Below are 23,945 nucleotides of genomic sequence, written 5' to 3' on the forward strand. Positions count from 1 at the left end.
CGTGCCGCCGCCCGGGATTTTTGATCGCCGCGGCCGCGCCGCTATATTATAAGCGCCCGTGAGGCAAAGGACTGCGCCCCCGGTTTTCTGGGCCCGGAAAGGCGCGCTGGGGAAGGACGATATCCATGTTCCAAGGCAAGCAGATCACCATTTTCGGAGGCTCCGGCTTCATCGGCCGGAACATCGTGCGCGAGCTGGCGCAGAAAGGTGCCCGTATCCGGGTGGCGTGCCGGGATGTGGAAGCCGCGAAGTTTCTCAAGGTCCAGGGCGTCGTCGGCCAGGTGACCCCGGTCCATATCGATGTCACCGAGGGCTTGAGCGCGATCGCGCCCGCCGTCGAAGGCGCCGACATGGTGATCAATCTCTGCGGTATCCTTTACGAGAGCGGCCGCAACCGCTTCGACGCGGTGCAGGGCACGGCGCCCGGACTCATCGCGGGCGCGGCGGCGAAAGCGGGTGCCTCGAGACTCCTGCACGTGTCGGCGATCGGCGCCGACGCCGGTTCGGCCTCGCGCTATGCCCGCAGCAAGGCCGCCGGCGAGGACGCGGTGCGTGGCGCTTTTCCTGCCGCGACCATCCTGCGCCCGAGCATCGTGTTCGGACCCGACGACGATTTCTTCAACCGTTTCGGCGCGATGGCGGAGAGCTTCCCGTTCCTGCCGCTGATCGGCGGCGGCACCACCAGGTTCCAGCCGGTCTATGTCGACGATGTCGCCAATGCCGCCCTCAAGGCCCTCGCTTCGGACGAAGCGGCGGGCAAGACCTATGAACTCGGTGGCCCGAAGATCTATACCTTCAAGGAGCTGATGGAACTTGTCGTGGCGCAAACCGGACGGGCGCGCCGGCTGGTAGATATCCCGTTCTGGGCCGCCTCGATCGAGGCGGCGTTCCTGGAGTGGCTGCCGACGCCGCCGCTCACCCGCGATCAGGTCATCCTGCTGAAGAGCGACAATGTGGTCTCCGAAGGCGCGTTGACCCTGGCGGATCTCGGCGTCACGCCGACGGCCTGCGAAGCGATCCTGCCGACCTATCTCGACCGCTTCCGCACCGGCGGCCGCTACAACCGCTTCCGCGCGGCCTAGATCGACAAGCCATCAGGCGGCAGCAGTCTGAGGCTCTCGGGCAGATACTGTTCGATTTGAGGAACGAAACGACGTGCCTCGATCGGCTTCGTGATATAGCCGTCAAATCCCGAGTTTTCCACGCGCTCCGCGACACCGTCCGCGACCAGGGCGGTGACTGCGACGAGCGGCAAGTCCCTCAGGGATTCGTCCCGACGGATGGCCTCGGCGACGCCGAAACCGTCAAGCCCGTCCATCTGCAGATCGCAAAGGACCATGTCCGGCCGTTTTTGACGAATCGCCTCTAGCCCGGTCAGCCCGTCGGGCGCTCCGTCGACCTTGTGCCCGAACGCCTCAAGAAGGGCTCTGAGCAACTCCAGGTTCGCCGGAAGATCCTCGATAACCAGAATTTGCGCCGACATTTTCCGCTCCTTTCTGGTGCAGAGAGAAAGTGAAAACGCTTCCCTTTCCGGGCTCTGACACAAAGGTGATTCTTCCGCCGAGACGCCCGGCCAACTGCTGGCTTATGAACAACCCGAGCCCCGTTCCCTCGCGTTCCCGGTTCGAGCGATAGAACATCTCGAAAAGGTGCGCCTGGGCCCCCTGCGGAATGCCGATGCCCGTATCTTTCACCATGAACTCGATCTTCGGGCCCTGATGCGACTCCTCCCGTCGCACAGAAACCGTGACACCGCCTTTGTCCGTATATTTCACCGCGTTGCCGACCAGATTGATCAGGATCTGGGTCAGGATACGACGATTGGTCCGCAGGACCGGCGCACTCTCCATGTGCTGGAGAGTGAGAGACAGGCCCTTCGCCGCCGCCTCGGGCTCGATCATCTTGCAGACGGAAGACGCAACCTCGCCACAGTCCAGCCGCTCGAGATTCGCGCTGTCGGTTCCGAAATCCGGATTCTGCAGGGAGAGGAGTTGATTGATCAATGCAAGGAGATGGGCCGCACTTTCCTCGACGGTCGAGAGCTGGGTCCGCTGCTTCTCGTTGATCGGTCCGGCCAACTCCATGAGAAGCGCGGTGGTAAACCCGCAGATCGCATTCAGGGGCGTCCTCAATTCGTGCGACAGACTGAACAGGAACCGGTTCATGTTCGCCAGCTTTTCCAGCTCGACTTCCCGGGCCCTGGCCTTGCGTTCGCGCTCTAGACGATCCGTCACGTCACGGATCGCGCTCGATATGAGGATGCCGTTCGAGGACGGTATGGGACTCAGGCTGATCTCGACGGGAAACTGTTCTCCCGAACGGCGTACGCCCTTGAGTTCCAGATTTGCAGCCATGTCGCGTGCACGCGGCGCCCGGAGATATCCTTCGCGAAACGCGATATGCCGCTTGCGGTGCGCGTTCGGCATGAGCATCTCGACCGGCTGGCCCATGAGTTCGGCCCGCGTATATCCGAAAAGCTCTTCCATCCTGGCGTTGGCGAGAACGATCCGGCCTTCGGAATCCACGATCAGCATCGCATCGGGGACCGACTCGAGAAACAGCTCCAGGTTTTCCGACAACGGCGGCATGCGAAGACTATCTCCACCCTTGCGGTATCGGTGACAACCGCGCCAACACGACCTTGTTCACCACGAGTGTAGACAGTCATTTTGACTGAAATCAATTTTTTATGGTTGCAAAGGCCAAACTTCCGCCAATCGGAAGCTGTGGCGGGTCTGCAGGACATCCCGGGACGCGGTTCTCAAGGGTTAGATTGGGGCCCTAAAATGGACAAAGCTCGCATGGTCCCCTGCCGGTTTCGATGATGGTGCCAAGGATCATCGAGTTGAAGATCAAAAAAAAATCGATCCATGAGTCACCCGCTGGATTCGGGCCCCTCAACACTCCCGACACACCGCCGCCCCAAAGCGAGAATTTGCTTTTCCACGATCAGATTTACGCTCTCTATTTCAACAGGTTAAAAAAATAAAAAGCACCCTCAAATGCTAATTACTCAAATCTTTTCAATATTTTTATATCAAAAAATCAAAAATTACGTCACTGTAAACAAGATTTTTTGCGTGAAATTGGTAAAAAATACTGAACATGAACTCGGATTATTTTGACTTTTATCCGGCATTAAAAGCGCCTTGTGCGGTTTTGACTATCATGGATCAGAAAAATACTTCGCCGCCGCGCGTAGGCGGCACCAGGCAACGACCCGCACATCAATAGCGGCCTGTCTGAATTCGAACCCGCGGCCAACGTGTCGCCAAACGGAGCAAGACTGTCATGGCTTTACCTGAATGGATCAAACCCGCTCTCCTCGGCTGCGGATTTGGAGCGATCGCGATCACGATCATCGGCTTCACCTGGGGGGGCTGGGTCACCGGCAGCAAAGCGGAGGTAATCGCTTCCGAGCGTGCACGCGCCGAAGTGGTGCAGGCTCTCGTCCCGGTCTGCGTTGCCCGGTCCGTGGCAGATCCGAATGCGGCCAGCACGATGGCCGCACTGAAGGAAGCGGCGACCTACCGGCGCGACGATGTCGTAATGGACGCCGGCTGGGCCACGATGCCCGGAGAAGACAATCCCTCGCGGCCGCTCGCCCTGGCTTGCATCGACAAGATCATGGGAACGACCTGAAGCAGGTCCCCGCAGCGGGCTTCTTCCCAAAGATCGATGTAGCGACGCTGAGATCATCCGCATAACGCCGAGACGACAGACGGCCGTGTGGAACAACTGGGAAAAACATCCAGAAATGGACGAAGCCCGCAGGTTTCCCTGCGGGCTTCGATGGTGGAGCCAAGGAGGATCGAACTCCTGACCTCTACAATGCCATTGTAGCGCTCTCCCAGCTGAGCTATGGCCCCTTAACGCTCCCGACCGGTTGGGTTCCGGCGCGGTGGGCCGCCTATGTAGCGACCCCAGCGCCGCGGATCAAGAGCTTTTTGTCATCTTTACGATGCCGCTCCCGGCTTAACGATCATCCTCGTCGTCAGCGTCTCCGATCACGCCGACATCGTCGTCGTCATCCAGATCGGACGCATCCTCGAGCAGCGCGTCGTCATCGTCGCTGTCGTCGTCATCCGTGTCGAGATCTGGGATCAGCTCATCGTCGTCGTCGCTGTCGTCGTCAGCGTCGTCGTCGTCATCGTCGTCGTCTTCGAGGACATCATCATCGGACTCGAGCTCGTCGAGTTCGTCTTCCTCGTCCTCGATCTCGTTGTCCGCGTCCTCGGCTTCCTTCGGCTTTTTCTTCTTTTCGTCCGCCAGAGGCACAGCCCGAGCGCGCCGGCTCTTCAGCACAGCTTCCGGATCAAATTCGGTCTCGCACTTCGGACAAACGATTGGAGACTTCATCAGGTCGTAGAAGCGCGTGCCACAAGATTGGCAGGTACGCTTGATGCCCCATTCCGGCTTTGCCACGTCATTCCTCCGAGAACAGCTCACTTCGGATCGCAATCCAACTCGGCGCCGAATAGCGATCATATTTCCGTCTGTCAAAGCGAAAATGCGTATCGCGGAAGCCGGTTTCCGGCGGGCGCCGCGGATTTCCTCCAGACAGTGTGCAAGCCTCTGTGATAGAGAGCCTGCGGTCAACGCGAATTCGCCCTTCAGAGAAGGCCCATGACGTCCCTTAGCGCATCCAAGAGCACCGCCCTGACCGGCACCCTGAAAGTGCCCGGCGACAAGTCGATTTCCCATCGCTCCCTGATCCTTGGCGGCCTCGCGGTCGGACGCACGACGGTTTCCGGCCTGCTGGAGGGCGAGGACGTGCTCGCGACCGCCGCCGCCATGCGCGCGCTCGGCGCCACGGTGAAACGGCACGAGGACGCGACTTGGGAAATCCACGGACGCGGCATCGGCACGCTCGACGAGCCCGACGACGTGCTCGATCTCGGCAATTCCGGCACCGCGGCACGGCTGCTGATGGGGCTCGTGGCCGGACACCCGATCTCGGCCATCTTCACCGGCGACGCCTCCCTGCGCCGCCGTCCCATGGGCCGGGTGATCACGCCGCTGAGCCGGATCGGCGCCGCCTTCCACGGCCGCGCCGGAGGGAAGTTGCCGCTTTGCGTCGAAGGCGCGCGCGATCCGCTGCCGATCCGCTATACGCTGCCTGTCGCGTCCGCCCAGGTGAAGTCCGCGATCCTGCTCGCCGGCCTCAACACGCCGGGCGAGACCACGGTGATCGAACCGGAAAAGACCCGCGATCACACCGAGACCATGTTCCGGCATTTCGGCGCCGAGGTCCGCGTCGAGGACGTGCCCGAGGGCCGCGTCATCACCCTCACCGGCCAGCCCGAATTCCATGGCCGCGACATCGTCGTCCCCTCCGATCCCTCCTCTGCCGCCTTTCCCGCGGTTGCCGCCCTGATCACGCCGGGCTCCGATATCACCCTGCCCGCGGTCGGCCTCAACCCGCTGCGTTTCGGTGTCTTCGAGACGCTGCTCGAGATGGGTGCCGATATCGAGATCACCAACCGGCGCATCGAGGCGGGCGAACCGGTCGGAGATATCAGGGTGCGCCATAGCGAACTGAAGGGCATCGAAGTGCCGGCCGAACGCGCGCCGAGCATGATCGACGAATATCCGATCCTTTCCGTCGCCGCCGCCTTCGCCGAGGGCGCGACCGTCATGCGCGGTGTCGGCGAACTCCGGGTCAAGGAAAGCGATCGTCTCGGCGCCATGGCACGCGGCCTCACCAAGGCCGGCGTCCGGGTCGAGGAGGGCGAGGACACGCTCGCCGTCACCGGTTCCTCGAACGGCGTCGCCGGAAACGCGCTGATCGAGGCCGATCTCGACCACCGCATCGCGATGTCGTTCCTGGTCCTCGGCATGGGCGCGGAAAACCCGGTCGCGATCGACGATGCCCGCACCATCGACACCAGCTTCCCCGGCTTCGCAGATCTGATGCGCGGCGCCGGCGCGAAGATCCAGGACAGGGCGTAACCCATGATCATCGCCATCGACGGGCCCGCTGCGGCGGGCAAGGGAACCCTCGCGCGCCGTCTCGCCGACGAGCTCGGTTTCGCCTATCTCGATACCGGTTCGCTCTACCGCGCGGTCGGCGTGATGGTGCTGCGCGCGGGCGGCGATCCCGAAGACAAGGCCGCCGCGGCCGCCGCGGCACGCAATCTCGACCGGAGCATTCTCGGCAGCCCCGATCTCCGGACCGGCGAGGCCGGTGCGGCCGCCTCGAAAGTGGCCGCCGTCCCGCAAGTCCGCGCCGCGCTGAAGGACTTCCAGCGCAGTTTCGCGACCAATCCGCCGGGCGGCGCGAAAGGCTCGATCCTGGACGGGCGGGACATCGGAACCGTCATCTGCCCGGACGCCGATCGCAAGCTCTTCGTCACTGCATCCGTCGAAGCCCGGGCCGAGCGGCGATTCAAAGAGTTGCAGGAGCGGGGCGAGGCCGCTATATATGCGCGCGTTTTGCAGGACATGCGGGAACGCGATGCCCGTGACGCCGGCCGGAGCGACGCTCCGATGGTGCAGGCGGACGACGCGGTTCTGATCGACACATCGTCGATGACCCCGGATGAGGCCTTCGCGGCCGCCCTCGAGGTGATCAAAGGCACGGACTGATCGCCGCGTCCTGGAAAACGAACTGAGAGATGCCGGTCATCAGGTCCGCTGACCGGCTTTGCAACCCAACGGTGGCTGACAGGCTCAGCCGCGTTCCAACCCACGGACCGGGTGGAACGGCCCCGCGGAGCGGGGTGCAGATACTCAATTTGCACAGCCACCAAGACACTGCTGCCGGTGAACCGCGGTTCTCCGGCAAGACCCTTTGAGGAGCTTACATGGCTAATTCAGCCGCTGCGGTTCAGGAACCGGATTTTTCTGAGAATTTTGCTGCCCTGCTCGACGAGTCGTTCGGCGACGTCACGAGCATCGAAGGCAGCGTTGTCAAGGGCACGGTCGTCTCGATCGAAGGCGACAGCGCCCTGATCGACGTCGGCCTCAAGTCCGAAGGCCGTGTGGCGCTGAAGGAATTCGGCGGCCCCGGCCAGAAGGCCGACCTGAAGCCCGGCGACATTGTCGAAGTGTATGTCGAGCGCATGGAAGACCGTAACGGCGAAGCCATGCTGAGCCGCGAGAAGGCCCGCCGCGAGGAAGCCTGGGCGGTTCTCGAAGGCGCCTTCGAGAAGGCCGAACGCGTCACCGGCACCATCTTCGGCCGGGTCAAGGGCGGCTTCACCGTCGACCTGTCCGGCGCCGTGGCCTTCCTGCCGGGCAGCCAGGTCGACATCCGTCCGGTGCGCGACATCGGCCCGCTCCTGGGCACGCCGCAGCCGTTCCAGATCCTGAAAATGGACCGCCGCCGGGGCAACATCGTCGTTTCCCGCCGCGCCGTTCTTGAAGAGTCCCGCGCCGAAGCCCGTTCCGAGCTGGTCGCGAACCTCCAGGAAGGCCAGGTCCTGCAGGGTGTGGTCAAGAACATCACCGACTACGGCGCGTTCGTGGATCTCGGCGGTGTCGACGGCCTGCTGCACGTCACCGACATCGCGTGGCGCCGCATCAACCACCCGAGCGAAGCGCTGCAGATCGGCTCCACCGTCAAGGTGCAGGTCATCCGCTTCAACCCGGAAACCCAGCGCATCTCCCTCGGCATGAAGCAGCTTGAGGCGGATCCGTGGGAAGGCGTCGAGCTGAAGTATCCGGTCGGCACCAAGTTCACCGGCCGCGTCACGAACATCACCGACTACGGTGCGTTCGTCGAGCTGGAGCCGGGCATCGAAGGTCTGGTCCACGTCTCCGAAATGAGCTGGACCAAGAAGAACGTGCATCCGGGCAAGATCGTCTCCACCAGCCAGGAAGTCGAGGTCATGGTCCTCGACGTCGATCCGAGCAAGCGGCGTATCTCCCTTGGCCTCAAGCAGTGCATGGCCAATCCGTGGGACGATTTCGTCACCAGCTACCCGGTCGGCACCGAGATCGAAGGCGAGGTCAAGAACATCACCGAATTCGGTCTGTTCGTCGGCCTTTCCGGCGAGATCGACGGCATGGTGCACCTCTCCGACCTCTCCTGGGAGCAGTCGGGCGAAGAGGCCATCAAGGAGTTCAAGAAGGGCGACATGGTCAAGGCGAAGGTCCTTGACGTCGATACCGAGAAGGAGCGCATCTCCCTCGGCATCAAGCAGCTCTCCGAGGATCCGTTCGAGTCCGGTGCGTCCGACCTGCGCAAGGGTGCGGTTGTCACCTGCACGGTCACCACGCTCACCGACAACGGCCTCGAGGTCTCCGTCGGCGACGGCCTGAACGGCTTCATCCGCAAGTCCGATCTTTCCCGCGACCGTTCCGAGCAGCGCCCGGACCGTTTCGCCGTGGGCGAGAAGGTCGATGCCAAGATCACCCAGATCGACAACAAGACGCGCAAGCTGACCCTGTCGATCAAGGCCCGCGAAATCGAGGAAGAGAAGAAGGCCATGGCCGACTACGGTTCCTCCGACAGCGGCGCCAGCCTGGGCGACATCCTCGGCGCGGCCCTGAAGCAGAAAGAAGAAGAGAACCAGGGCTGAGGCTGACGCCTTACCCGACCGTCTCGCGAGCAGCGGCGCCGCCCCCCATCGGGCGGCGCCGTTCTCATTTCAGGGCGCCTATGACGCACTTCCAATTTGGTGAAGTGCGTTTTTATTATGCAATAGAGAGACTTAAACTTGACGAGAGGCGTCAAAATTCGGTTTTATTGTCGCCGTGACCTAACCGGCTACCGATTGGACGGGCCGACGGGTTGATTGGGGGGAGCGTGGCAAACATGACCAAATCAGAGTTGATCATGCGTCTTGCCGAGGCGAACCCCCACCTCTATCAGCGCGATGTGGAGCGGATTGTCTCCGCCATCTTCGACGAAATCTCCGACGCCCTCGCGCGCGGAGACCGGGTCGAGCTGCGCGGATTCGGCGCGTTCTCCGTGAAGAAGCGCGATGCCCGCGTGGGCCGCAACCCGCGTACCGGTGACTCCGTCCCGGTGCAGGAGAAATTCGTTCCCTTCTTCAAGACCGGCAAGCAGCTGCGCGACCGGATCAACGAAGGCTAGACGCCTGAAGGCGTTCCATCTCTCTTCCAAAGCTCCATGGACCGTCATACCGGCAAAGGCCGGTACCCAGGGAACTGGCCGCAACCCTTCGATCTTCTGGGGCCCGGCCTTCGCCGGGGTGACAATGCGGAAAATCAATCACATCGGGCATTTCGATTTTCCGCACGGCGCACTAGATTAGGAGCGCTAGCAAAACGGAAACGCCATGGCCCGCAGATCATTCATCGCTAAGACCTTCGGCATGCTGATCGGATTGCCGGTCGCAGTCGTGATCGTTCTTTTCGCCGTCTCGAACCGGCACGCTGTCGAGGTCGGCTTCTGGCCGCTGCCGATCACGGTCGAGGTTCCGGCCTATATTCTCGGCCTCTGCACCATGCTGTTCGGATTCGTCCTCGGCACCGTCGCTGCCTGGTTCAGTGGCGGCAGCTCCCGGCGCCGGGCCCGCATGGCGGAAGGCAAGGCGCGGCGCCTCGAACATGATCTCGAGGACCGCAAGCACGAGGTCGAGGACCTGCGCAAGGCCCTGCCGGCTCCGAACACACGGTAGAAACATGCTCGTCAAGATCTGCGGCCTGAAGACGCCGGCCACCGTCGAGGCGGCGGCGGCGGCGGGCGCCACCCATCTCGGTTTCAATTTCTTCGCGCCCTCTCCGCGTTCCGTGACGCCGGAGCAGGCGAAGGAGCTGGCGCGCCATGTTCCCAAGGGCGTGAAGACCGTCGCCCTCGTGGTCGATGCCGACGACGCGCTACTCGACGCGATCTGGGAAAACCTCCGTCCGGACATCTTCCAGCTGCATGGCAAGGAAACCCCGGACCGGGTCCGCGAAATCAAGGCGCGCTTCGGCGCTGCGGTCATGAAGGTGCTGCGTGTCGCCGAGTCGGAGGACGCGCGGGCGGCCGAAGCCTATGATGGCGTGGCGGACTTCATCCTGTTCGACGCCAAACCGCCGAAGGACAAGGACAAGCTGCCCGGCGGCAACGGGCTCACCTTCGACTGGCGCGCGCTCAAGGCCTATCGCGGCAACACGCCCTGGATGCTCGCGGGCGGCCTCGACGCGGAGAATGTCGCCGAGGCGATCCGGGTGACCGGTACCGCGGCCGTCGACACCGCCTCCGGCGCCGAGGATGCGCCGGGCGTCAAGAACCCGGAAAAGATCGCGAGATTCGTCGCTGCGGCACTCCACGCAGGGTGACAATTTTTGCCCGCCCGGAGCCTTGCTTTGGCCGGGCGCCCCGCGCATTATGCCGCCTTTCGCAAGCCTCCCCGCAAGATGAGGAAGTCTGACCATGGCCAGCGCCACGCCAGCCCCGAACTCGTTCCGAAGCGGACCCGACGAAGACGGGCATTTCGGAATCTTCGGCGGCCGTTATGTCGCCGAAACCCTGATGCCGCTGATTCTCGAAGTCGAGAAAGCCTATCTCACGGCCAAGGGCGACCCGGACTTCTGGGCGGAGATGGAATATTACCGCAAGCACTATATCGGCCGCCCGAGCGCGCTCTATTTCGCGCCCCGGCTGACGGAGCACTTCGGCGGCGCCAAGCTCTACTTCAAGCGTGACGAGCTGAACCATACCGGCGCACACAAGATCAACAACGTGATGGGCCAGGCCCTGCTCGCCAAGCGCATGGGCAAGACCAAGATCATTGCCGAGACCGGCGCCGGCCAGCACGGCGTCGCGACCGCCACCGCCTGCGCGCTTTTCGGCATGGAGTGCGAGGTCTTCATGGGCGCCGAGGACGTGAAGCGGCAGAAGCCGAACGTCGACCGTATGCGCCTGCTCGGCGCCAAGGTCGTCCCGGTCACCTCCGGCTCCTCGACCCTGAAAGACGCCATGAACGAGGCCCTGCGCTACTGGGTCTCCAAGGCGGAGACGCATTTCTACATCATCGGCACGGCCGCCGGCCCGCACCCGTACCCGGCCATGGTGCGCGACTTCCAGTGCATTATTGGCGAGGAGGTGCGCTGGCAGCTCGAGGAAGCCGAGGGCAAGCTGCCCGACGCGCTGGTCGCCTGCATCGGCGGCGGCTCCAACGCCATCGGCCTGTTCCATCCCTTCCTCGACGATCCGAGCGTCCAGATCTTCGGCGTCGAGGCGGCCGGGCACGGCATTCCGAGCGGCGAGCACGCGGCCTCGCTGACGGGCGGCGCGCCGGGCGTGCTGCATGGCAACCGAACCTACCTGCTGCAGGACGACGACGGGCAGATCACCGAGGCACACTCGATCTCGGCCGGTCTCGACTATCCGGGTATCGGTCCGGAGCATTCATGGCTGCACGAGAGCGGCCGGGTGAACTATGTCAGCGCCACCGACACCGAAGCCCTTGAAGCCTTCGCCCTTTGCTCGAAGCTTGAGGGGATCATCCCGGCGCTCGAGCCGAGCCATGCGCTGGCCTACGTCTCGACGATGATCGGCGACATGGACAAGGACAAGATCGTGGTCATGAACCTCTGCGGCCGCGGCGACAAGGATCTGGATGCGGTGATTCCGCGGCTCGAAAAGATGGGCAAACTCTGATGGACTATACCGCTTCGCGCCTCGACAAGTGCTTCGCCGCCCTGAAGGCTGAGAACCGGCCCGGCCTCGGTATCTTCGTGACCGCCGGCGACCCGGACCAGGAGACTTCGCTCGCGATCCTGAAGGCCCTGCCCGGCGCCGGCGCCGACATGATCGAGTTCGGCATGCCGTTCTCCGACCCGATGGCCGACGGCCCGTCGATCCAGGCCTCGAGCCAGCGCGCGCTCAAGGCCGGCGCCTCGCTCGCCAAGACCATCGATCTGGTGCGCAAGTTCCGCGAAGGGGACCAGAGCACGCCGGTCGTGCTCATGGGCTACTACAACCCGATCTATATCTACGGGGTGGAGCGCTTCCTGACCGATGCCATTTCCGCCGGCGCGGACGGGCTGATCGTGGTCGACCTGCCGCCTGAAGAGGATGACGAGCTCTGCGTCCCGGCGGTGAAACGCGGCCTGCCCTTCGTCCGGCTGGCAACGCCGACCACCGACGATGCCCGCCTGCCGAAGGTGCTGACCAATACCAGCGGCTTCATCTATTATGTCTCCATCACCGGGATCACCGGCACCGCGGACGTGCCGATCGACATGGTCCGCGCGGCGATCAGCCGGCTGCGGAACCACACCGACCTGCCGATCGGCGTCGGTTTCGGGATCAAGACCCGCGACCACGCGGCGGCGATCGGCTCCGTCGCCGATGCCTGCATCGTCGGCACGGCGGTGGTGAATGCCCTCGCCGGCTCGCTCGACGGGAACGACAAGGCCGGACCGGATACCGTCAAGGCCGTGACCGATCTGGTATCGGAGCTTGCCAAGGGCGTGCGCGAGGCGCGCGGCTGAGATTTGAACCCGCGGATTGCGGAGTGAGATGAGATGAACTGGATCACCAACTCTGTCCTGCCGAAGATCAAGGCGCTCGTGCAGCCGCACGACGTGCCGGAAAATCTCTGGATAAAGTGCGGCGGCTGCGGAGAGATGATTTTCCACCGCAATCTCGAGGAGAATCAGCAGGTCTGCCCGAACTGCGAGCACCACATGCGTCTCGGCGCGGAAAAGCGTCTGGAGATGCTGTTCGACGGCGAGAAGCACGACCGGATCGAACTGCCGAAACCGGTGCTCGACCCGCTGAAATTCCGCGACCGCAAGCGCTACACCGACCGGCTGAAGGAAGCCCAGTCGAAGACCGACGCCGAGGATGCGATCATCGTTGCCCACGGCAAGATGGGCGGCGCGCCGGTCGTGCTCGCGCTGTTCCGCTTCGATTTCATGGGCGGCTCCATGGGCATCGCGGTCGGCGACGCGCTGGTCCGTGCGGCCGAACTCGCCAAGGCGCAGAAGGCCCCGCTTGTGGTCTTTCCGGCCTCGGGCGGTGCCCGCATGCAGGAAGGCATCCTCTCGCTGATGCAGATGCCGCGCACGGTGATCGCGCGCGAGATCGTCAAGGAAGCGGGCCTGCCCTTCGTCGTCGTGCTGACCGACCCGACCACGGGCGGCGTCACCGCCTCCTTCGCCATGCTGGGCGACATCCATATCGCCGAGCCGGGCGCCATCATCGGCTTCGCCGGCCAGCGGGTGATCCAGGAGACCATCCGCGAGCAGCTGCCGGACGGCTTCCAGCGCTCGGAATACCTGCTCGAGCACGGCATGGTCGACATGGTCGTGCATCGCAAGGATCTCCGGAACACCCTGATCCGGGTCTTCGCCATGATCCGCTCCCCTCTGCCGGAGGCGGAGGTGGTGAAGCTGCCGAAAACAAAGGCGACATCTGCCGAAAGCGTGGACGAGGACGAGGAGAGCTGAGGCTCGTCCGCCGGAGGATCCCGAGATTTCCGCATCCAAGCCTTCGCCGCAGCCGATCCTGGAGAGGCTGCAGCGCCTGCACCCGAAACTGATCGATCTGACGCTCGACCGGCTCGAGCGCCTGCTTGAAAAGCTCGGCCAACCGGAACGCAAGCTGCCGCCGGTGATCCACGTCGCCGGCACCAACGGCAAGGGCTCGACGATCGCCATGCTGCGCGGCATCTACGAGGCCGCGGGGCGCAGGGTCCATGCCGACACCTCACCGCACCTTGTGCGCTACAACGAGCGTTTCTACATCGCGGGCCACGAGATCGACGATGCGGCGCTGGTCGGCATCCTCGAGGAATGCGAACGCGAGAACGGAGGCGTGCCGATCACCCTCTTCGAGATCACCACGGCGGCGGCCTTTCTCGCCTTCTCCCGCACCCCGGCCGACGTGCTGCTGCTGGAGGTCGGGCTCGGCGGACGGTTCGACGCGACCAACGTCGTCGAGAAACCCGCCGTCTCCGTGATCACGCCGGTCTCCATGGACCATATGAGCTTCCTCGGCGACACGATCGAGAAGATCGCCTTCGAGAAGGCCGGGATCCTGAAGCCGGGCGTTCCGGCAGTGATCGGCCCGCAGGATCCGGCGGCGCTCGCCGTGATCGAGGCGCGGGCGTCGGAGGTCGGCGCACCGCTCCACCGGCACGGCCGGGAATGGACCATCGCGGAGGGCGGCGACGGCATGCTCTTCAGCACCGGCGGCACCACCCGGCGCTATCCGAAACCGGGCCTGCTCGGCGCGCACCAGATAACCAACGCCGGACAGGCGCTGATGGCGGCCGATCTCGCGGAAAAGCTGGTCCCGACGACGGAGGGCGCGCGCGCAAAGGGCATCGCCGAGGCGCGCTGGCCCGCCCGCATGCAGCACCTGGAAACAGGCGCGCTGACCGAGTATCTCGCACCCGGATCGACGCTCTGGGTCGATGGCGGACACAATGAAAGCGCCGGGGCGGCGGTCGCATCCATCCTCGACGGCTGGGCGAAGGAAAAGGGCGCATTACCCGTGCATATGCTCTTCAGCTCGCTCAACACGCGCGATCCGGCGGCCTTCCTGAAGCATCTGAAGGGCCGGGCGAAACGGCTCTACGTCATGCCCATCCCGGGCGAACCTAACACCCTGACCGAGGACGAGCTGATGGACGGCGCCAAGCGCGCCGCCATGCCGGCCGTCCCGGTCCGGACCGTGAAGCAGGCACTCCGCGACAGCCAGAAGAAGGGCACGCCCGTGCGCTTCCTGATCTGCGGCTCGCTCTACCTCGCCGGGCACGCGCTCGGCCTCAATTCCGGCGGCTGATTTCTCGGCGCCACTCAATAACCGTCATACCGGCGAAGGCCGGTACCCAGGGATCGAGTTCACAGTCCCGTGTTCCCTTGGGCCCCGGCCTGCGCCGGGGTGACGTTCATTCATCAGTTGGGGAGCACACACATGGATCTCGGTCTCAAGGGCAAGAACATCATCGTCACCGGCGGCACCCGCGGCATCGGCCTCGCGATCGCAGAGGCCTGCGCCGCCGAAGGCGCGGCCATCTCGGTCTGCAGCCGCACCGAAACCAGCGTCGCTTCGGCGGCGGAGAAGCTTGCGACATACGGTGGTACGGTCCATACCGCGATTTGCGACGTCGCCGATGCCGACGCGCTGAAGGCCTATATCGAAGCGGCGGCGGACGCGCTCGGCGGGATCGACGGGCTGGTGAACAATCCCTCCGGCTTCGGCGCGACCGACGACGAGGACGGCTGGAAGAAGAGCGTCGACGTGGACCTGATGGGCGTCGTCCGCGCCACCTGGGCGGCCTACCCGTACCTGACGAAGAGCCAGGGCGCGATCCTGACGATCTCCTCGGTCTCCGGCATCGGCGCAACCACCAATCTGCCGTACGGCGCGGTGAAGGCCGCAGTGATCCAGCTGACTCAGAGTCACGCCAAGAAATTTGCCGCCGACGGGGTGCGGGTGAACTGCATCGCCCCAGGCTCGATCCTGTTTCCCGGCGGCAGCTGGGAGCGGCGCGAGACGGAGAATCCGGACCTCTACAACAGCACCCTCGCCCGTATCCCCTTCGGCCGCTTCGGCAAGCCGGAGGAGATCGGCACCGTCGCAGCCTTTCTGCTCTCGCCCGCCGCGAGCTGGGTCACCGGCCAAACCGTCGCGGTCGACGGCGCGCAGAACCTTTAGTCCGCGGCCAGACGGCCAACCGCCCCGTGATCCCGTTGAAAAACGGGATCCACTGCCCCAACCAGGTGGCAGACAGTGGATCCCGACGTGCGTCGGGATGACGAAAGCCAAGGAAGTGGAAAAAGCGATGCCTGAAGCCGTCAATCTCGCTGAGAAACTCTCCAAATTCAGCGAACACTGGTCGCCGAAGACCGTCTCGAAATTCAACGGTCACGACATCATGGTCGTGAAGGTGAAGGGCGAGTTCAACTGGCATCATCACGACGACACGGACGATTTCTTCATGGTCCTCGAGGGCCGCATCCGCATCGAGACAGAGAACGGCGATGTAGAGCTCGGCCCGGGCGAGCTCTACGTCATCCCGAAAGGCATCGAGCACCGCCCGGTCGCCGAGGAAGAGGCACATCTGATGCTGATCGAGAAGTCCGGCACGCCGAACACCGGCGACGAGGCGACGGCGGCGAAGATCACCGAGATCTGAGCCTCTTTCCGCGTACCATCAATCGTCATCCCGGCCGCAGAGCCGGGACCTTGCCGAACGTGGAGCCAGGCTCTTCGAAAGGTCCCGGATCGGGTCCGGGATGACGAACTTGGGGTGGTGATTGGAGGCTAGTACACCACCACGCTGCGGATGCTCTTGCCCTGATGCATCAGGTCGAAGCCCTTGTTGATGTCCTCGAGCGGCATGGTGTGGGTGATCAGGCTGTCGATGTCGATCTTGCCGTCCATGTACCAGTCGACGATCTTCGGCACGTCCGTGCGGCCCCTCGCGCCGCCGAAGGCGGTGCCGCGCCAGGAGCGGCCGGTGACGAGCTGGAACGGGCGGGTGGAAATCTCCTGCCCGGCGCCGGCGACACCGATGATGATGCTCTCGCCCCAGCCCTTGTGGGCGCATTCCAGCGCCTGGCGCATGGTGTTGACGTTGCCGATGCACTCGAAGCTGTAATCGGCGCCGCCCTTGGTCAGGTCCACCAGATAAGGCACCAGGTCGCCCTCGACCTCCTTCGGATTGACGAAGTGGGTCATGCCGAACTTCTCGGCGATTTCCTTGCGCGCCGGGTTGAGGTCGACGCCGACGATCATGTTGGCGCCGACCATGCGGGCGCCCTGGATCACGTTGAGGCCGATGCCGCCGAGGCCGAAGACGACGACGTTGGAGCCGGGCTCCACCTTGGCCGTGTTCACCACCGCGCCGACGCCCGTGGTCACGCCGCAGCCGATGTAGCAGATCTTGTCGAACGGGGCGTCCTCGCGCACCTTCGCCAGCGCGATCTCCGGCATCACCGTGTGGTTGGCGAAGGTCGAGCAACCCATGTAGTGGAAAATCTTCTCGCCGTTGATCGAGAACCGGCTGGTGCCGTCCGGCATCAGGCCGGCGCCCTGGGTGGTGCGGATCTTCTGGCAGAGATTGGTCTTCGGATTGAGGCAGTATTCGCACTCCCGGCATTCCGGGGTGTAGAGCGGGATCACGTGGTCGCCCTTCTTCAGGCTGGTTACACCCGGTCCCACGTCGACCACCACGCCCGCGCCCTCGTGGCCGAGGATCGCCGGGAAGATGCCTTCCGGATCGTCGCCCGAGCGGGTGAATTCGTCGGTGTGGCAGATCCCAGTCGCCTTGATCTCGACCAGCACCTCGCCCGCGCGCGGCCCGTCCAGGGTGACGGTCTCGATCTGCAGCGGCTTGCCGGCCTCGAATGCGACGGCGGCTCTCGTTTCCATGGCGTCCTCCCTAGCGTGCCCGGATTGGAATGGGAGGCTAACAGTCTTTCATCGCCCGCCTTTTTGCAATGCGCGTCTCGGAACGTTTCGGAAGCGGCATTGCCCCCGCCAGGAGCGAACGCCACCGCAATCCGGAAGAAGGGTTGCCGCCACAACTGACTCGCGCAAAGCTTCGAGTTCTTGGCGCTCCGGGGGACATGCCGATGGACCTGCTCGCGATCTATTCGCCGATCATTCTGATAAATCTTCTCGCCTGGATCAGTCCCGGCCCCAACATGATCGCCGTCATGAGTTCGGCCATGGCTCGCGGCCGCCGCAGCGGCCTCCTGACCGGACTGGGCCTCTCTACCGGCGCGACGGTCTGGAGCATCCTCGCGGTCCTCGGTGTCTCCGCGCTGTTCGAGCTGTTTCCGGATGCGGTCGTCCTGCTCCGCCTCGCCGGCGCCGGGTATCTTCTCTGGCTCGGCCTCAAGGCCCTCCGAAGCGCGGCATATGGCGGCACCGGGGACATCAGCGCCGACGTTTCCGGCCAGAGCGGCAAGCGCGCCTATTTGACAGGACTTCTGGTCAGCCTCACGAATCCGAAAGCGGCGCTTTTCTTCGGCTCCATCCTGACCGCTTTCGTGCCCGCAAATGCCGGCACATGGCTCCTTGCCTCGATCGTCCTGCTCTGCGCGGCGCTCGCAATCCTGTGCCACAGCATTACAGCAACTGTTTTCTCGACGGCGCCGATGATACGCCTGTTCGCCCGGGCGCGACGGCGGATCAACGTTGCCTTCGGCATTGTCTTTGCCGGCCTCGGCGCCGGCATCGCCTACGACACGCTAAGGAGGCTCTAGTCACATCATGACCGACAAGGTTGTCATCACCGGCGGCGCGTCTGGTATCGGATTCGCCATTGCCGAGAAACTGCTCGCCGAAGGCGGCACGGTCTGTCTGCTCGACCTGAACGAGGAAAACCTCGGACAGGCGAAGGAGAAGCTCGGCGGCGAACGGGTCACGACCGGCGTGGTCGACGTCCGCGAAGAGGCCATGCTCGACAAGCGGATCCGCGACGGCGCCAAGGGCATGGGCGGGCTCACCGGCTGCGTCGCCAGCGCCGGGATCGGGCATCGCAGGACCATCCTCGACGGCGATGCGGAGGATTTCGCGCGGATCATCGCGATCAACCTGACCGGGGTCTATGCGACCCTGCGCTCGGCGGCGAAAGTCATGATCGATCAGGGCACCGGCGGCGCCCTCGTCTCGCTCGCCAGCGCGACCGGGGTCCGGGGCTGCGCCGAACGGGCGGCCTACGGGGCCTCGAAGGCCGGCGTGATCAACCTGACCGAGGTCGCCGCGCTCGAATTCGCCAAGCACGGGATCCGGGTCAACGCGCTTTGCCCGGCACCGATCAACACACCGCTGATCGCGGGCGTGCAGGACGCCAATGTCCGCGCCGAGTGGATGCAGGGCATTCCGATGAACCGCTATGGCGAGCCGGCGGAGGTCGCCGAACTCGCCGCCTTCCTCTTGAGCGACAAGGCCTCCTACATCACCGGGCAGGCAGTGAATATCGACGGCGGCTGGTCGGCGGCGGGCGTGCAGACCGCGGCAACAAGGATCACGGGAGGAGCGACAGGATGACCGGAACCCAGGACATCAGGATCGGCAGCTTCCGGGTCCGCACCGTCACCGCGCCCCTGCCGCAACCACACAAGACCGCCTCCGGCACCCTGCACGCGGCGCCGCTGGTGCTGCTCGATATCGGTACCGACGCCGGCGTGGTCGGCTCGGCCTATCTCTTCCCCTATGCCGCCCATTTCCTCCGCCCGCTCGCCTTGCTGGTCGCCGAGCTCGAGGACCTGGTGAAGGGCCAGCCACTGATGCCGCGGGACATCTGGCAGATGTTCCGGACCAAAAGCCGGCTCGCCGGCTGGCCCGGTCTGATGGCGTCGGCGGTCGGCGGCATCGACATGGCGCTCTGGGACGCGCTGGCGAAGGCGCACGAGCTGCCGCTCGCCGCCCTGCTCGGCACCGCGCCGCGCCCGATATGGGTCTATGACAGCCTCGGCCAGATGGGGCCGGAGGAGACCGCGCGCGACATCGAGCGCTCGCTGAAAGACGGCTTCCGCGCCTTCAAGGTGAAGTCCGGCGCACCGGACCCGCGCGAGGACGTTGCGGTCGCCCGGGCGATCAAGTCCGTCGCGGGCGAGGATGCCTGGGTGGCGATGGATTTCAACCAGGCCTTCACAGCCGACGAGGCGGTGAAGCGGATGCACCTGCTCGATCACGAGGGCCTCGCCTGGATCGAGGAGCCGGTCGCCTGGGACGACGTCACCGGCCATGCCAGCGTACGCGCCTCGATCGCGACACCGGTGCAGAGCGGGGAGAACTGGTACGGCGCCCGCGACATGGCGCGGATGCTGGAGGCTGGCGCGCTCGATCACGCGATGCCGGACGCGATGCGGATCGGCGGCGTCACCGGCTGGATGGAGGTCGCGGGGCTCGCCGCCGCGCACAATATCCCGGTTTCGAGCCACCTCTTCCCGGACCATTCCGTGCACCTGCTGGCGACGACGCCGACCGGCCATATCCTCGAATGGTTCGATCTCGCGGGTACCCTTCTCGCCGAGCGGCCGAAGATCGAGGACGGCATGGTGCTGCCGCCCGACCTGCCCGGCGCCGGAATCATCTGGAACGAGAAGGCGATCGACGAGTTCGCCGCCTGAGCGATCAGCCGATCGACATCAGGCTCGCATTGCCGCCGGCGGCTGCCGTGTTGATGCTGACGGACTGCTCCTCGACCAGCCAGTCGAGGCAGTAATCCTCACGGCCCGCCGCAAGCCCGGCCGGCGAGACGCCCTGTACGCCGACCAGCGGGCCGTCGCGTTCGGCGGCCTTTTTTTGGATGCCGATCAGCGCGTCCGCATCGCCCTCGAAGAGCACGGCGGCGATGTCCGGCTCTGTCGCCCAGTCCTTCGTCAGCGTCACCCGCTCGCGGAGATCCTTCGGCAGGTCAGATACCAGCCCGGAAGCGGCCGCATTTTCCTGCAGGACCGCTTGATTGCCGGCGGCGAGGATCGCCGAGACCTGGCGCAGCAACCCGGCCTCGCCCGGGGCGATGGCCGCGATCCGGCCTTTCGGATGGATGAGATAGCGGTTCCGTTCCCCCACCGGTCCCGGCAGGTCAAGATCGGTGCCGAGGGGCGAGCGGGCGATATAGGCGACGGCCGTTTCCGCCTCCTTGGACCGGCCGCTCTCGCGCAGCCAGGTTTCGAACTGATGCGCCGGCTGCGGGCCGACCTCGGGCGCGCTCTCGCGCAGCGCGGAGGCGAAGGGCCGCCGCGCGAGCAGGCGGTTCAGATAGAGCGGTCCGCCCGCCTTTGGGCCGGTGCCTGAAAGCCCGCGCCCCCCGAACGGCTGCACGCCAACAATGGCGCCGATGATATTACGGTTCACATAGACATTGCCGACCGCGATCCGGCGCGCGACCCGATCGATCGTCTCGTCGATCCGCGAATGCACCCCGAAGGTGAGGCCGTAACCGGTCGCGTTGATCGCATCGACGAGCTGGTCGAGACGGCTGCGCTTGAAACGGATGACATGCAGCACCGGCCCGAAGACCTCGCGCTCCAGAGCGGAGATATCGCCGATCTCGATCAGCGTCGGGGGGACGAAAGTGCCGTGCCGGGTCTCCGGCGGCAGGGGAAGAGACTCGACCGCATTGCCGCACTCGCGCATGGCGTCGATATGCGCCTGGATGTTGCTCCGCGCCTCGCCGGTGATGACCGGACCGACATCTGTCCAGAGCCGGTCCGGATTGCCGACCGCGAGCTCGCGCAGCGCGCCCTTCAGCATGGTCAGCATGCGGTCGGCGACGTCCTCCTGCAGGCAGAGCACGCGGAGCGCCGAGCAGCGCTGCCCCGCGCTGTCGAAGGCGGACATGATGACGTCGGCGACCACCTGCTCCGGCAGGGCCGAGCTGTCGACGATGAGCGCGTTCTGGCCGCCGGTCTCAGCGATCAGCGGGATCTGCGTGCCGTCCGGCGCGAGACGCCCGGCAAGCCCCGCCTGGATCAGCCGCGCGACCTCGGTCGAGCCGGTGAACATGACGCCGCGCACGCGAGCATCCGCGACCAGCGCCGCGCCGACATCGCCCGCGCCGGGAAGAAGCTGGAGGACGTCCATCGGGATCCCCGCCTCATGCAGCAGACGCACCGCCTCGCCGGCGATCAGCGGGGTTTCCTCGGCCGGCTTGGCCAGTACCGGGTTGCCCGCGGCAAGCGCCGCCGAGACCTGGCCGGTGAAGATCGCGAGCGGGAAGTTCCATGGGCTGATGCAGACCACCGGGCCGAGCGGGCGGTGGGTGTCCATGTCGAACTTCGTTTCCACCTCGGTCGCGTAGTAGCGCAGGAAATCCACCGCCTCGCGCACCTCGGCGATGGCGTTCGCCATGGTCTTGCCGGCCTCGCGGACGCAGATCCCCATCAGCACCGGCATCCGCGCTTCCATCAGGTCGGCGGCGCGCAGCAGCAGGGCGGCGCGCTCCGCCGGTTCGGTCGCGGCCCAGACCGGCGCCGCCGCCTCGGCGGTCTCGAAGGCTTTCGCGATGGTCTCCGGATCGGCGTCCCTGACCGTACCGACGAGATCGCGCCGGTCGGACGGGTTGCGCACCTCGCGCACCGGCCCCGACGGCGTGGCATCGGGCACGGCCGGCGCCGTCACCCAGAGACTCTCGGCGCTGGAGAGCAGGGCTGCGGAAAGCGAGCCGAGACGCTGCTCGTTGGAGAGGTCGAGGCCCTCCGCATTCGGCCGCACGTCACTATAGAGCTTGCGCGGCACGAGGATCTGCGGATGCGGTGCGCCGACCGGCTCGACCGCCTGCGCGGCCGCGACCGGATCGGCAATCAAGTCGTCGACCGAGAAGGCCGGGTCGGCGATGCGGTTGACGAAGGAGGTGTTGGCGCCGTTCTCCAGCAGCCGGCGGACCAGATAGGCGAGCAGGGTCTCGTGGCTGCCGACCGGAGCATAGACCCGGCAGGGCCGGTTCAGCTTGTCCTTGCCGACGACCTCCTCATAGAGCGGCTCGCCCATGCCATGCAGGCACTGGAACTCGTACTGCCCGGCATAATAGTTCGGCCCCGCCATCTGCATGATCGCGGCGAGGCTCTGCGCATTGTGGGTGGCGAATTGCGGATAGACCGCGTCCGGCGCCGCCAGCAGTTTCTTGGCGCAGGCGAGGTAGGAGACGTCGGTATGGATCTTCCGGGTGAAGACCGGGAAATCCTCCAGCCCGTCGACCTGGGCGCGCTTGATCTCGCTGTCCCAGTAGGCGCCCTTCACGAGGCGGATCATCAGCCGGTGCCGGCTGCGACGGGCGAGGTCGATCAGGTAGTCGATGACGAAGGGGCAGCGCTTGGAATAGGCCTGCACGACGAAGCCGATGCCGTTCCAGTCGGTAAGCTCCGGGTCGAAACAGAGCGCCTCAAGGAGGTCGAGGGACAGCTCCAGCCGGTCCATCTCCTCGGCATCGATATTGAGGCCGATATCGTAGGAGCGGGCGAGCAGCGCCAACCTCTTCAGGATCGGCAGCAGCTCCTCCATCACCCGGTCGAGCTTCTGGCGCTGGTAGCGCGGATGCAGGGCGGAGAGCTTGATCGAGATCCCCGGCCCCTCGTAGATGCCGCGGTTCTTCGCGGCCTTGCCGATGGCGTGGATCGCCTGCTCGTAATCCTTCAGATAGCGCGCGGCGTCCTCCGCCGTCGTCGCCGCCTCGCCGAGCATGTCGTAGGAATAGCGGAAGCCCTTCTTCTCCATCGACCGGCTGTTGGCGAGCGCCTCGGAGATGGTCTGCCCGGTGACGAACTGCTCGCCCATCATCCGCATGGCGACATCGACGCCGCTGCGGATCAGCGGCTCGCCGCCGCGCCCGATCAGCTTGGTCAGCGCCGCACCCATGCTCTCCTCGCTCTGGGTCGAGGTCAGGCGTCCGGTGACGACGAGCCCCCAGGTTGCCGCATTCACGAAGAGCGAGGGGGAATGGCCGAGATGGGATTTCCAGTCTCCGCCGGAGATCTTGTCGCGGATCAGCGCGTCGCGGGTCTGCCGGTCCGGGATGCGCAGCAGTGCCTCGGCAAGGCACATCAGGGCAACGCCCTCCTGGCTGGAGAGATCGTATTCGTGGATCAGCCCTTCGACCCCGCCGCCGACGCTCTTCTCGCGCAGCGCCTCGACCAGCTTGCGGGCGAGATCGGACGCCGCCTTCAGCTTGGCCGGCGCGAGCGAGGCCTCGGAGATCAGATAGGGCAGGCATTGGGTCTCGGGCTTGCGGTAGGCGGCGGTGATGCGGGCGCGCAGCACGCTCTGGGCCTGTACGCCCTGGGCGAAATCAAGGAAGGGCCGCGGGCCCGGATCGGAGGTCGCCGGGCCGTCCTCGAGGTCGACCCCGGCCTCGGCGGCGAGATAGCCGTCGAGAGGCTCTCCGCGCTCGATCCGCTCGATGGCGCCGAGCAGCGACTGCTTGACGAGCCAGTGCGGCGTGCGGCCGACCTTTTCCGCCGCATCGCGCAGCCGCGCCCGCAATTCCTCGCTGACTTTCACCCCGATGGTCTGCGCCGCCATGGCCGCCTCCGAAAAGCAGAACCCGAATGCGGCGAGGTTACACCATCATCAC

The 23,945-nt window shown here is 65.1% G+C and carries 22 protein-coding genes and 1 tRNA gene; 17 read left to right on the forward strand and 6 right to left on the reverse strand.

The features are described from left to right. Nucleotides 1–125 precede the first annotated feature (125 nt). Nucleotides 126–1,082 (forward strand): complex I NDUFA9 subunit family protein, encoded by a 957-nt coding sequence (locus IG122_RS12710; RefSeq protein ID WP_193184054.1) that lies wholly within the window; start codon nt 126–128, stop codon nt 1,080–1,082. Here IG122_RS12710 and IG122_RS12715 read toward each other — a convergent pair. Next, entirely contained in the window at nt 1,079–1,483 is a 405-nt protein-coding gene (locus IG122_RS12715) for a response regulator (protein WP_193184056.1), read from the reverse strand. The two genes, IG122_RS12710 and IG122_RS12715, sit on opposite strands and share 4 nt — an antisense overlap. Next, a complete protein-coding gene (locus tag IG122_RS12720; RefSeq protein WP_193184058.1) occupies nt 1,416–2,588 on the reverse strand; it encodes a two-component system sensor histidine kinase NtrB in 1,173 nt (390 codons plus the stop codon). The genes IG122_RS12715 and IG122_RS12720 overlap by 68 nt, the downstream gene beginning before the upstream one ends. A 703-nt stretch (nt 2,589–3,291) precedes the next feature. Here IG122_RS12720 and IG122_RS12725 point away from each other — a divergent pair. Continuing rightward, nucleotides 3,292–3,642, forward strand: a complete 351-nt coding sequence (locus tag IG122_RS12725; RefSeq protein ID WP_193184060.1) for a hypothetical protein — start codon at nt 3,292–3,294, stop codon at nt 3,640–3,642. 151 nt (nt 3,643–3,793) lie between these two features. Here IG122_RS12725 and IG122_RS12730 read toward each other — a convergent pair. Both IG122_RS12730 and IG122_RS12735 read right to left on the reverse strand, forming a co-directional pair. Further along, a tRNA-Ala gene (locus IG122_RS12730) sits at nt 3,794–3,869 on the reverse strand. 106 nt (nt 3,870–3,975) lie between these two features. Further along, on the reverse strand, nt 3,976–4,425 hold the full coding sequence (locus IG122_RS12735) for a TIGR02300 family protein (protein WP_193184062.1): 450 nt from the start codon (nt 4,423–4,425) through the stop codon (nt 3,976–3,978). Nucleotides 4,426–4,626: 201 nt separating this feature from the next. On the opposite strand from IG122_RS12735, the gene aroA reads away from it, so the two are divergent. The 12 genes from aroA (at nt 4,627) to IG122_RS12795 (ending at nt 16,052) form a co-directional block, all read left to right on the forward strand. Further along, complete coding sequence (gene aroA / locus IG122_RS12740; RefSeq protein ID WP_193184064.1) at nt 4,627–5,952, forward strand: 3-phosphoshikimate 1-carboxyvinyltransferase; 1,326 nt, start codon at nt 4,627–4,629, stop codon at nt 5,950–5,952. 3 nt (nt 5,953–5,955) lie between these two features. Then, the gene (cmk, locus tag IG122_RS12745) at nt 5,956–6,588 is read left to right on the forward strand and encodes a (d)CMP kinase (protein ID WP_193184066.1); all 633 of its coding nucleotides are present in this window, start codon (nt 5,956–5,958) and stop codon (nt 6,586–6,588) included. A gap of 218 nt (nt 6,589–6,806) precedes the next feature. Next, nucleotides 6,807–8,525 (forward strand): 30S ribosomal protein S1, encoded by a 1,719-nt coding sequence (rpsA, locus tag IG122_RS12750; protein WP_193184068.1) that lies wholly within the window; start codon nt 6,807–6,809, stop codon nt 8,523–8,525. Nucleotides 8,526–8,761: 236 nt separating this feature from the next. Beyond that, the gene (gene ihfB / locus IG122_RS12755; RefSeq protein WP_193184070.1) at nt 8,762–9,043 is read left to right on the forward strand and encodes an integration host factor subunit beta; all 282 of its coding nucleotides are present in this window, start codon (nt 8,762–8,764) and stop codon (nt 9,041–9,043) included. Nucleotides 9,044–9,248: 205 nt separating this feature from the next. Next, a complete protein-coding gene (locus IG122_RS12760) occupies nt 9,249–9,590 on the forward strand; it encodes a lipopolysaccharide assembly protein LapA domain-containing protein (protein ID WP_193184072.1) in 342 nt (113 codons plus the stop codon). A gap of 4 nt (nt 9,591–9,594) precedes the next feature. Continuing rightward, on the forward strand, nt 9,595–10,236 hold the full coding sequence (locus tag IG122_RS12765; protein WP_193184074.1) for a phosphoribosylanthranilate isomerase: 642 nt from the start codon (nt 9,595–9,597) through the stop codon (nt 10,234–10,236). Between the two features lie 94 nt (nt 10,237–10,330). Continuing rightward, complete coding sequence (trpB, locus tag IG122_RS12770; RefSeq protein WP_193184076.1) at nt 10,331–11,560, forward strand: tryptophan synthase subunit beta; 1,230 nt, start codon at nt 10,331–10,333, stop codon at nt 11,558–11,560. Next, a complete protein-coding gene (trpA, locus tag IG122_RS12775; RefSeq protein WP_193184078.1) occupies nt 11,560–12,396 on the forward strand; it encodes a tryptophan synthase subunit alpha in 837 nt (278 codons plus the stop codon). The genes trpB and trpA overlap by 1 nt, the downstream gene beginning before the upstream one ends. Nucleotides 12,397–12,429: 33 nt before the next feature. Beyond that, nucleotides 12,430–13,356, forward strand: coding sequence for an acetyl-CoA carboxylase, carboxyltransferase subunit beta (gene accD, locus IG122_RS12780; protein ID WP_193184080.1), 927 nt, complete (start codon nt 12,430–12,432; stop codon nt 13,354–13,356). A 163-nt stretch (nt 13,357–13,519) separates the two neighbouring features. Next, nucleotides 13,520–14,695 (forward strand): bifunctional folylpolyglutamate synthase/dihydrofolate synthase, encoded by a 1,176-nt coding sequence (locus tag IG122_RS12785; protein WP_319024875.1) that lies wholly within the window; start codon nt 13,520–13,522, stop codon nt 14,693–14,695. Between the two features lie 132 nt (nt 14,696–14,827). After that, the gene (locus tag IG122_RS12790; RefSeq protein ID WP_193184082.1) at nt 14,828–15,571 is read left to right on the forward strand and encodes an SDR family NAD(P)-dependent oxidoreductase; all 744 of its coding nucleotides are present in this window, start codon (nt 14,828–14,830) and stop codon (nt 15,569–15,571) included. Nucleotides 15,572–15,698: 127 nt separating this feature from the next. Further along, on the forward strand, nt 15,699–16,052 hold the full coding sequence (locus IG122_RS12795; RefSeq protein ID WP_193184083.1) for a cupin domain-containing protein: 354 nt from the start codon (nt 15,699–15,701) through the stop codon (nt 16,050–16,052). A 128-nt stretch (nt 16,053–16,180) separates the two neighbouring features. On the opposite strand, the gene IG122_RS12800 is transcribed toward IG122_RS12795, so the two are convergent. Beyond that, a complete protein-coding gene (locus IG122_RS12800) occupies nt 16,181–17,290 on the reverse strand; it encodes an S-(hydroxymethyl)glutathione dehydrogenase/class III alcohol dehydrogenase (protein WP_193184086.1) in 1,110 nt (369 codons plus the stop codon). Between the two features lie 203 nt (nt 17,291–17,493). On the opposite strand from IG122_RS12800, the gene IG122_RS12805 reads away from it, so the two are divergent. From IG122_RS12805 to IG122_RS12815, 3 genes are read left to right on the forward strand one after another with little or no spacing between them, the layout of a single operon-like run. After that, nucleotides 17,494–18,129 (forward strand): LysE family translocator, encoded by a 636-nt coding sequence (locus IG122_RS12805; RefSeq protein WP_193184088.1) that lies wholly within the window; start codon nt 17,494–17,496, stop codon nt 18,127–18,129. A gap of 7 nt (nt 18,130–18,136) precedes the next feature. Beyond that, nucleotides 18,137–18,916, forward strand: a complete 780-nt coding sequence (locus IG122_RS12810) for an SDR family NAD(P)-dependent oxidoreductase (protein ID WP_193184090.1) — start codon at nt 18,137–18,139, stop codon at nt 18,914–18,916. Then, nucleotides 18,913–20,001 carry an enolase C-terminal domain-like protein gene (locus IG122_RS12815; protein ID WP_193184092.1) on the forward strand — a complete coding sequence of 363 codons (1,089 nt, stop codon included), beginning with the start codon at nt 18,913–18,915 and terminating at the stop codon, nt 19,999–20,001. Before IG122_RS12810 ends, IG122_RS12815 begins: the two co-directional genes overlap by 4 nt. 4 nt (nt 20,002–20,005) lie before the next feature. Here IG122_RS12815 and putA read toward each other — a convergent pair whose 3' ends face one another. Further along, a complete protein-coding gene (gene putA, locus IG122_RS12820) occupies nt 20,006–23,893 on the reverse strand; it encodes a trifunctional transcriptional regulator/proline dehydrogenase/L-glutamate gamma-semialdehyde dehydrogenase (RefSeq protein WP_193184094.1) in 3,888 nt (1,295 codons plus the stop codon). Nucleotides 23,894–23,945 lie beyond the last annotated feature (52 nt).

Source organism: Nisaea sediminum (genome assembly GCF_014904705.1).
In the GTDB taxonomy this organism is placed as follows: Bacteria; Pseudomonadota; Alphaproteobacteria; order Thalassobaculales; family Thalassobaculaceae; genus Nisaea; species Nisaea sediminum.

Coding starts and splice junctions, on each gene's coding strand:
- IG122_RS12765 (WP_193184074.1), top strand. CDS start 9,595: ATGCTCGTCAAGATCTGCGGCCTGAAGACGCCGGCCACCGTCGAGGCG.
- IG122_RS12715 (WP_193184056.1), bottom strand. CDS start 1,483: ATGTCGGCGCAAATTCTGGTTATCGAGGATCTTCCGGCGAACCTGGAG.
- trpB (WP_193184076.1), top strand. CDS start 10,331: ATGGCCAGCGCCACGCCAGCCCCGAACTCGTTCCGAAGCGGACCCGAC.
- IG122_RS12800 (WP_193184086.1), bottom strand. CDS start 17,290: ATGGAAACGAGAGCCGCCGTCGCATTCGAGGCCGGCAAGCCGCTGCAG.
- IG122_RS12790 (WP_193184082.1), top strand. CDS start 14,828: ATGGATCTCGGTCTCAAGGGCAAGAACATCATCGTCACCGGCGGCACC.
- IG122_RS12720 (WP_193184058.1), bottom strand. CDS start 2,588: ATGCCGCCGTTGTCGGAAAACCTGGAGCTGTTTCTCGAGTCGGTCCCC.
- IG122_RS12810 (WP_193184090.1), top strand. CDS start 18,137: ATGACCGACAAGGTTGTCATCACCGGCGGCGCGTCTGGTATCGGATTC.
- IG122_RS12760 (WP_193184072.1), top strand. CDS start 9,249: ATGGCCCGCAGATCATTCATCGCTAAGACCTTCGGCATGCTGATCGGA.
- IG122_RS12815 (WP_193184092.1), top strand. CDS start 18,913: ATGACCGGAACCCAGGACATCAGGATCGGCAGCTTCCGGGTCCGCACC.
- rpsA (WP_193184068.1), top strand. CDS start 6,807: ATGGCTAATTCAGCCGCTGCGGTTCAGGAACCGGATTTTTCTGAGAAT.
- putA (WP_193184094.1), bottom strand. CDS start 23,893: ATGGCGGCGCAGACCATCGGGGTGAAAGTCAGCGAGGAATTGCGGGCG.
- IG122_RS12805 (WP_193184088.1), top strand. CDS start 17,494: ATGGACCTGCTCGCGATCTATTCGCCGATCATTCTGATAAATCTTCTC.
- accD (WP_193184080.1), top strand. CDS start 12,430: ATGAACTGGATCACCAACTCTGTCCTGCCGAAGATCAAGGCGCTCGTG.
- IG122_RS12725 (WP_193184060.1), top strand. CDS start 3,292: ATGGCTTTACCTGAATGGATCAAACCCGCTCTCCTCGGCTGCGGATTT.
- IG122_RS12795 (WP_193184083.1), top strand. CDS start 15,699: ATGCCTGAAGCCGTCAATCTCGCTGAGAAACTCTCCAAATTCAGCGAA.
- cmk (WP_193184066.1), top strand. CDS start 5,956: ATGATCATCGCCATCGACGGGCCCGCTGCGGCGGGCAAGGGAACCCTC.
- ihfB (WP_193184070.1), top strand. CDS start 8,762: ATGACCAAATCAGAGTTGATCATGCGTCTTGCCGAGGCGAACCCCCAC.
- trpA (WP_193184078.1), top strand. CDS start 11,560: ATGGACTATACCGCTTCGCGCCTCGACAAGTGCTTCGCCGCCCTGAAG.
- aroA (WP_193184064.1), top strand. CDS start 4,627: ATGACGTCCCTTAGCGCATCCAAGAGCACCGCCCTGACCGGCACCCTG.
- IG122_RS12710 (WP_193184054.1), top strand. CDS start 126: ATGTTCCAAGGCAAGCAGATCACCATTTTCGGAGGCTCCGGCTTCATC.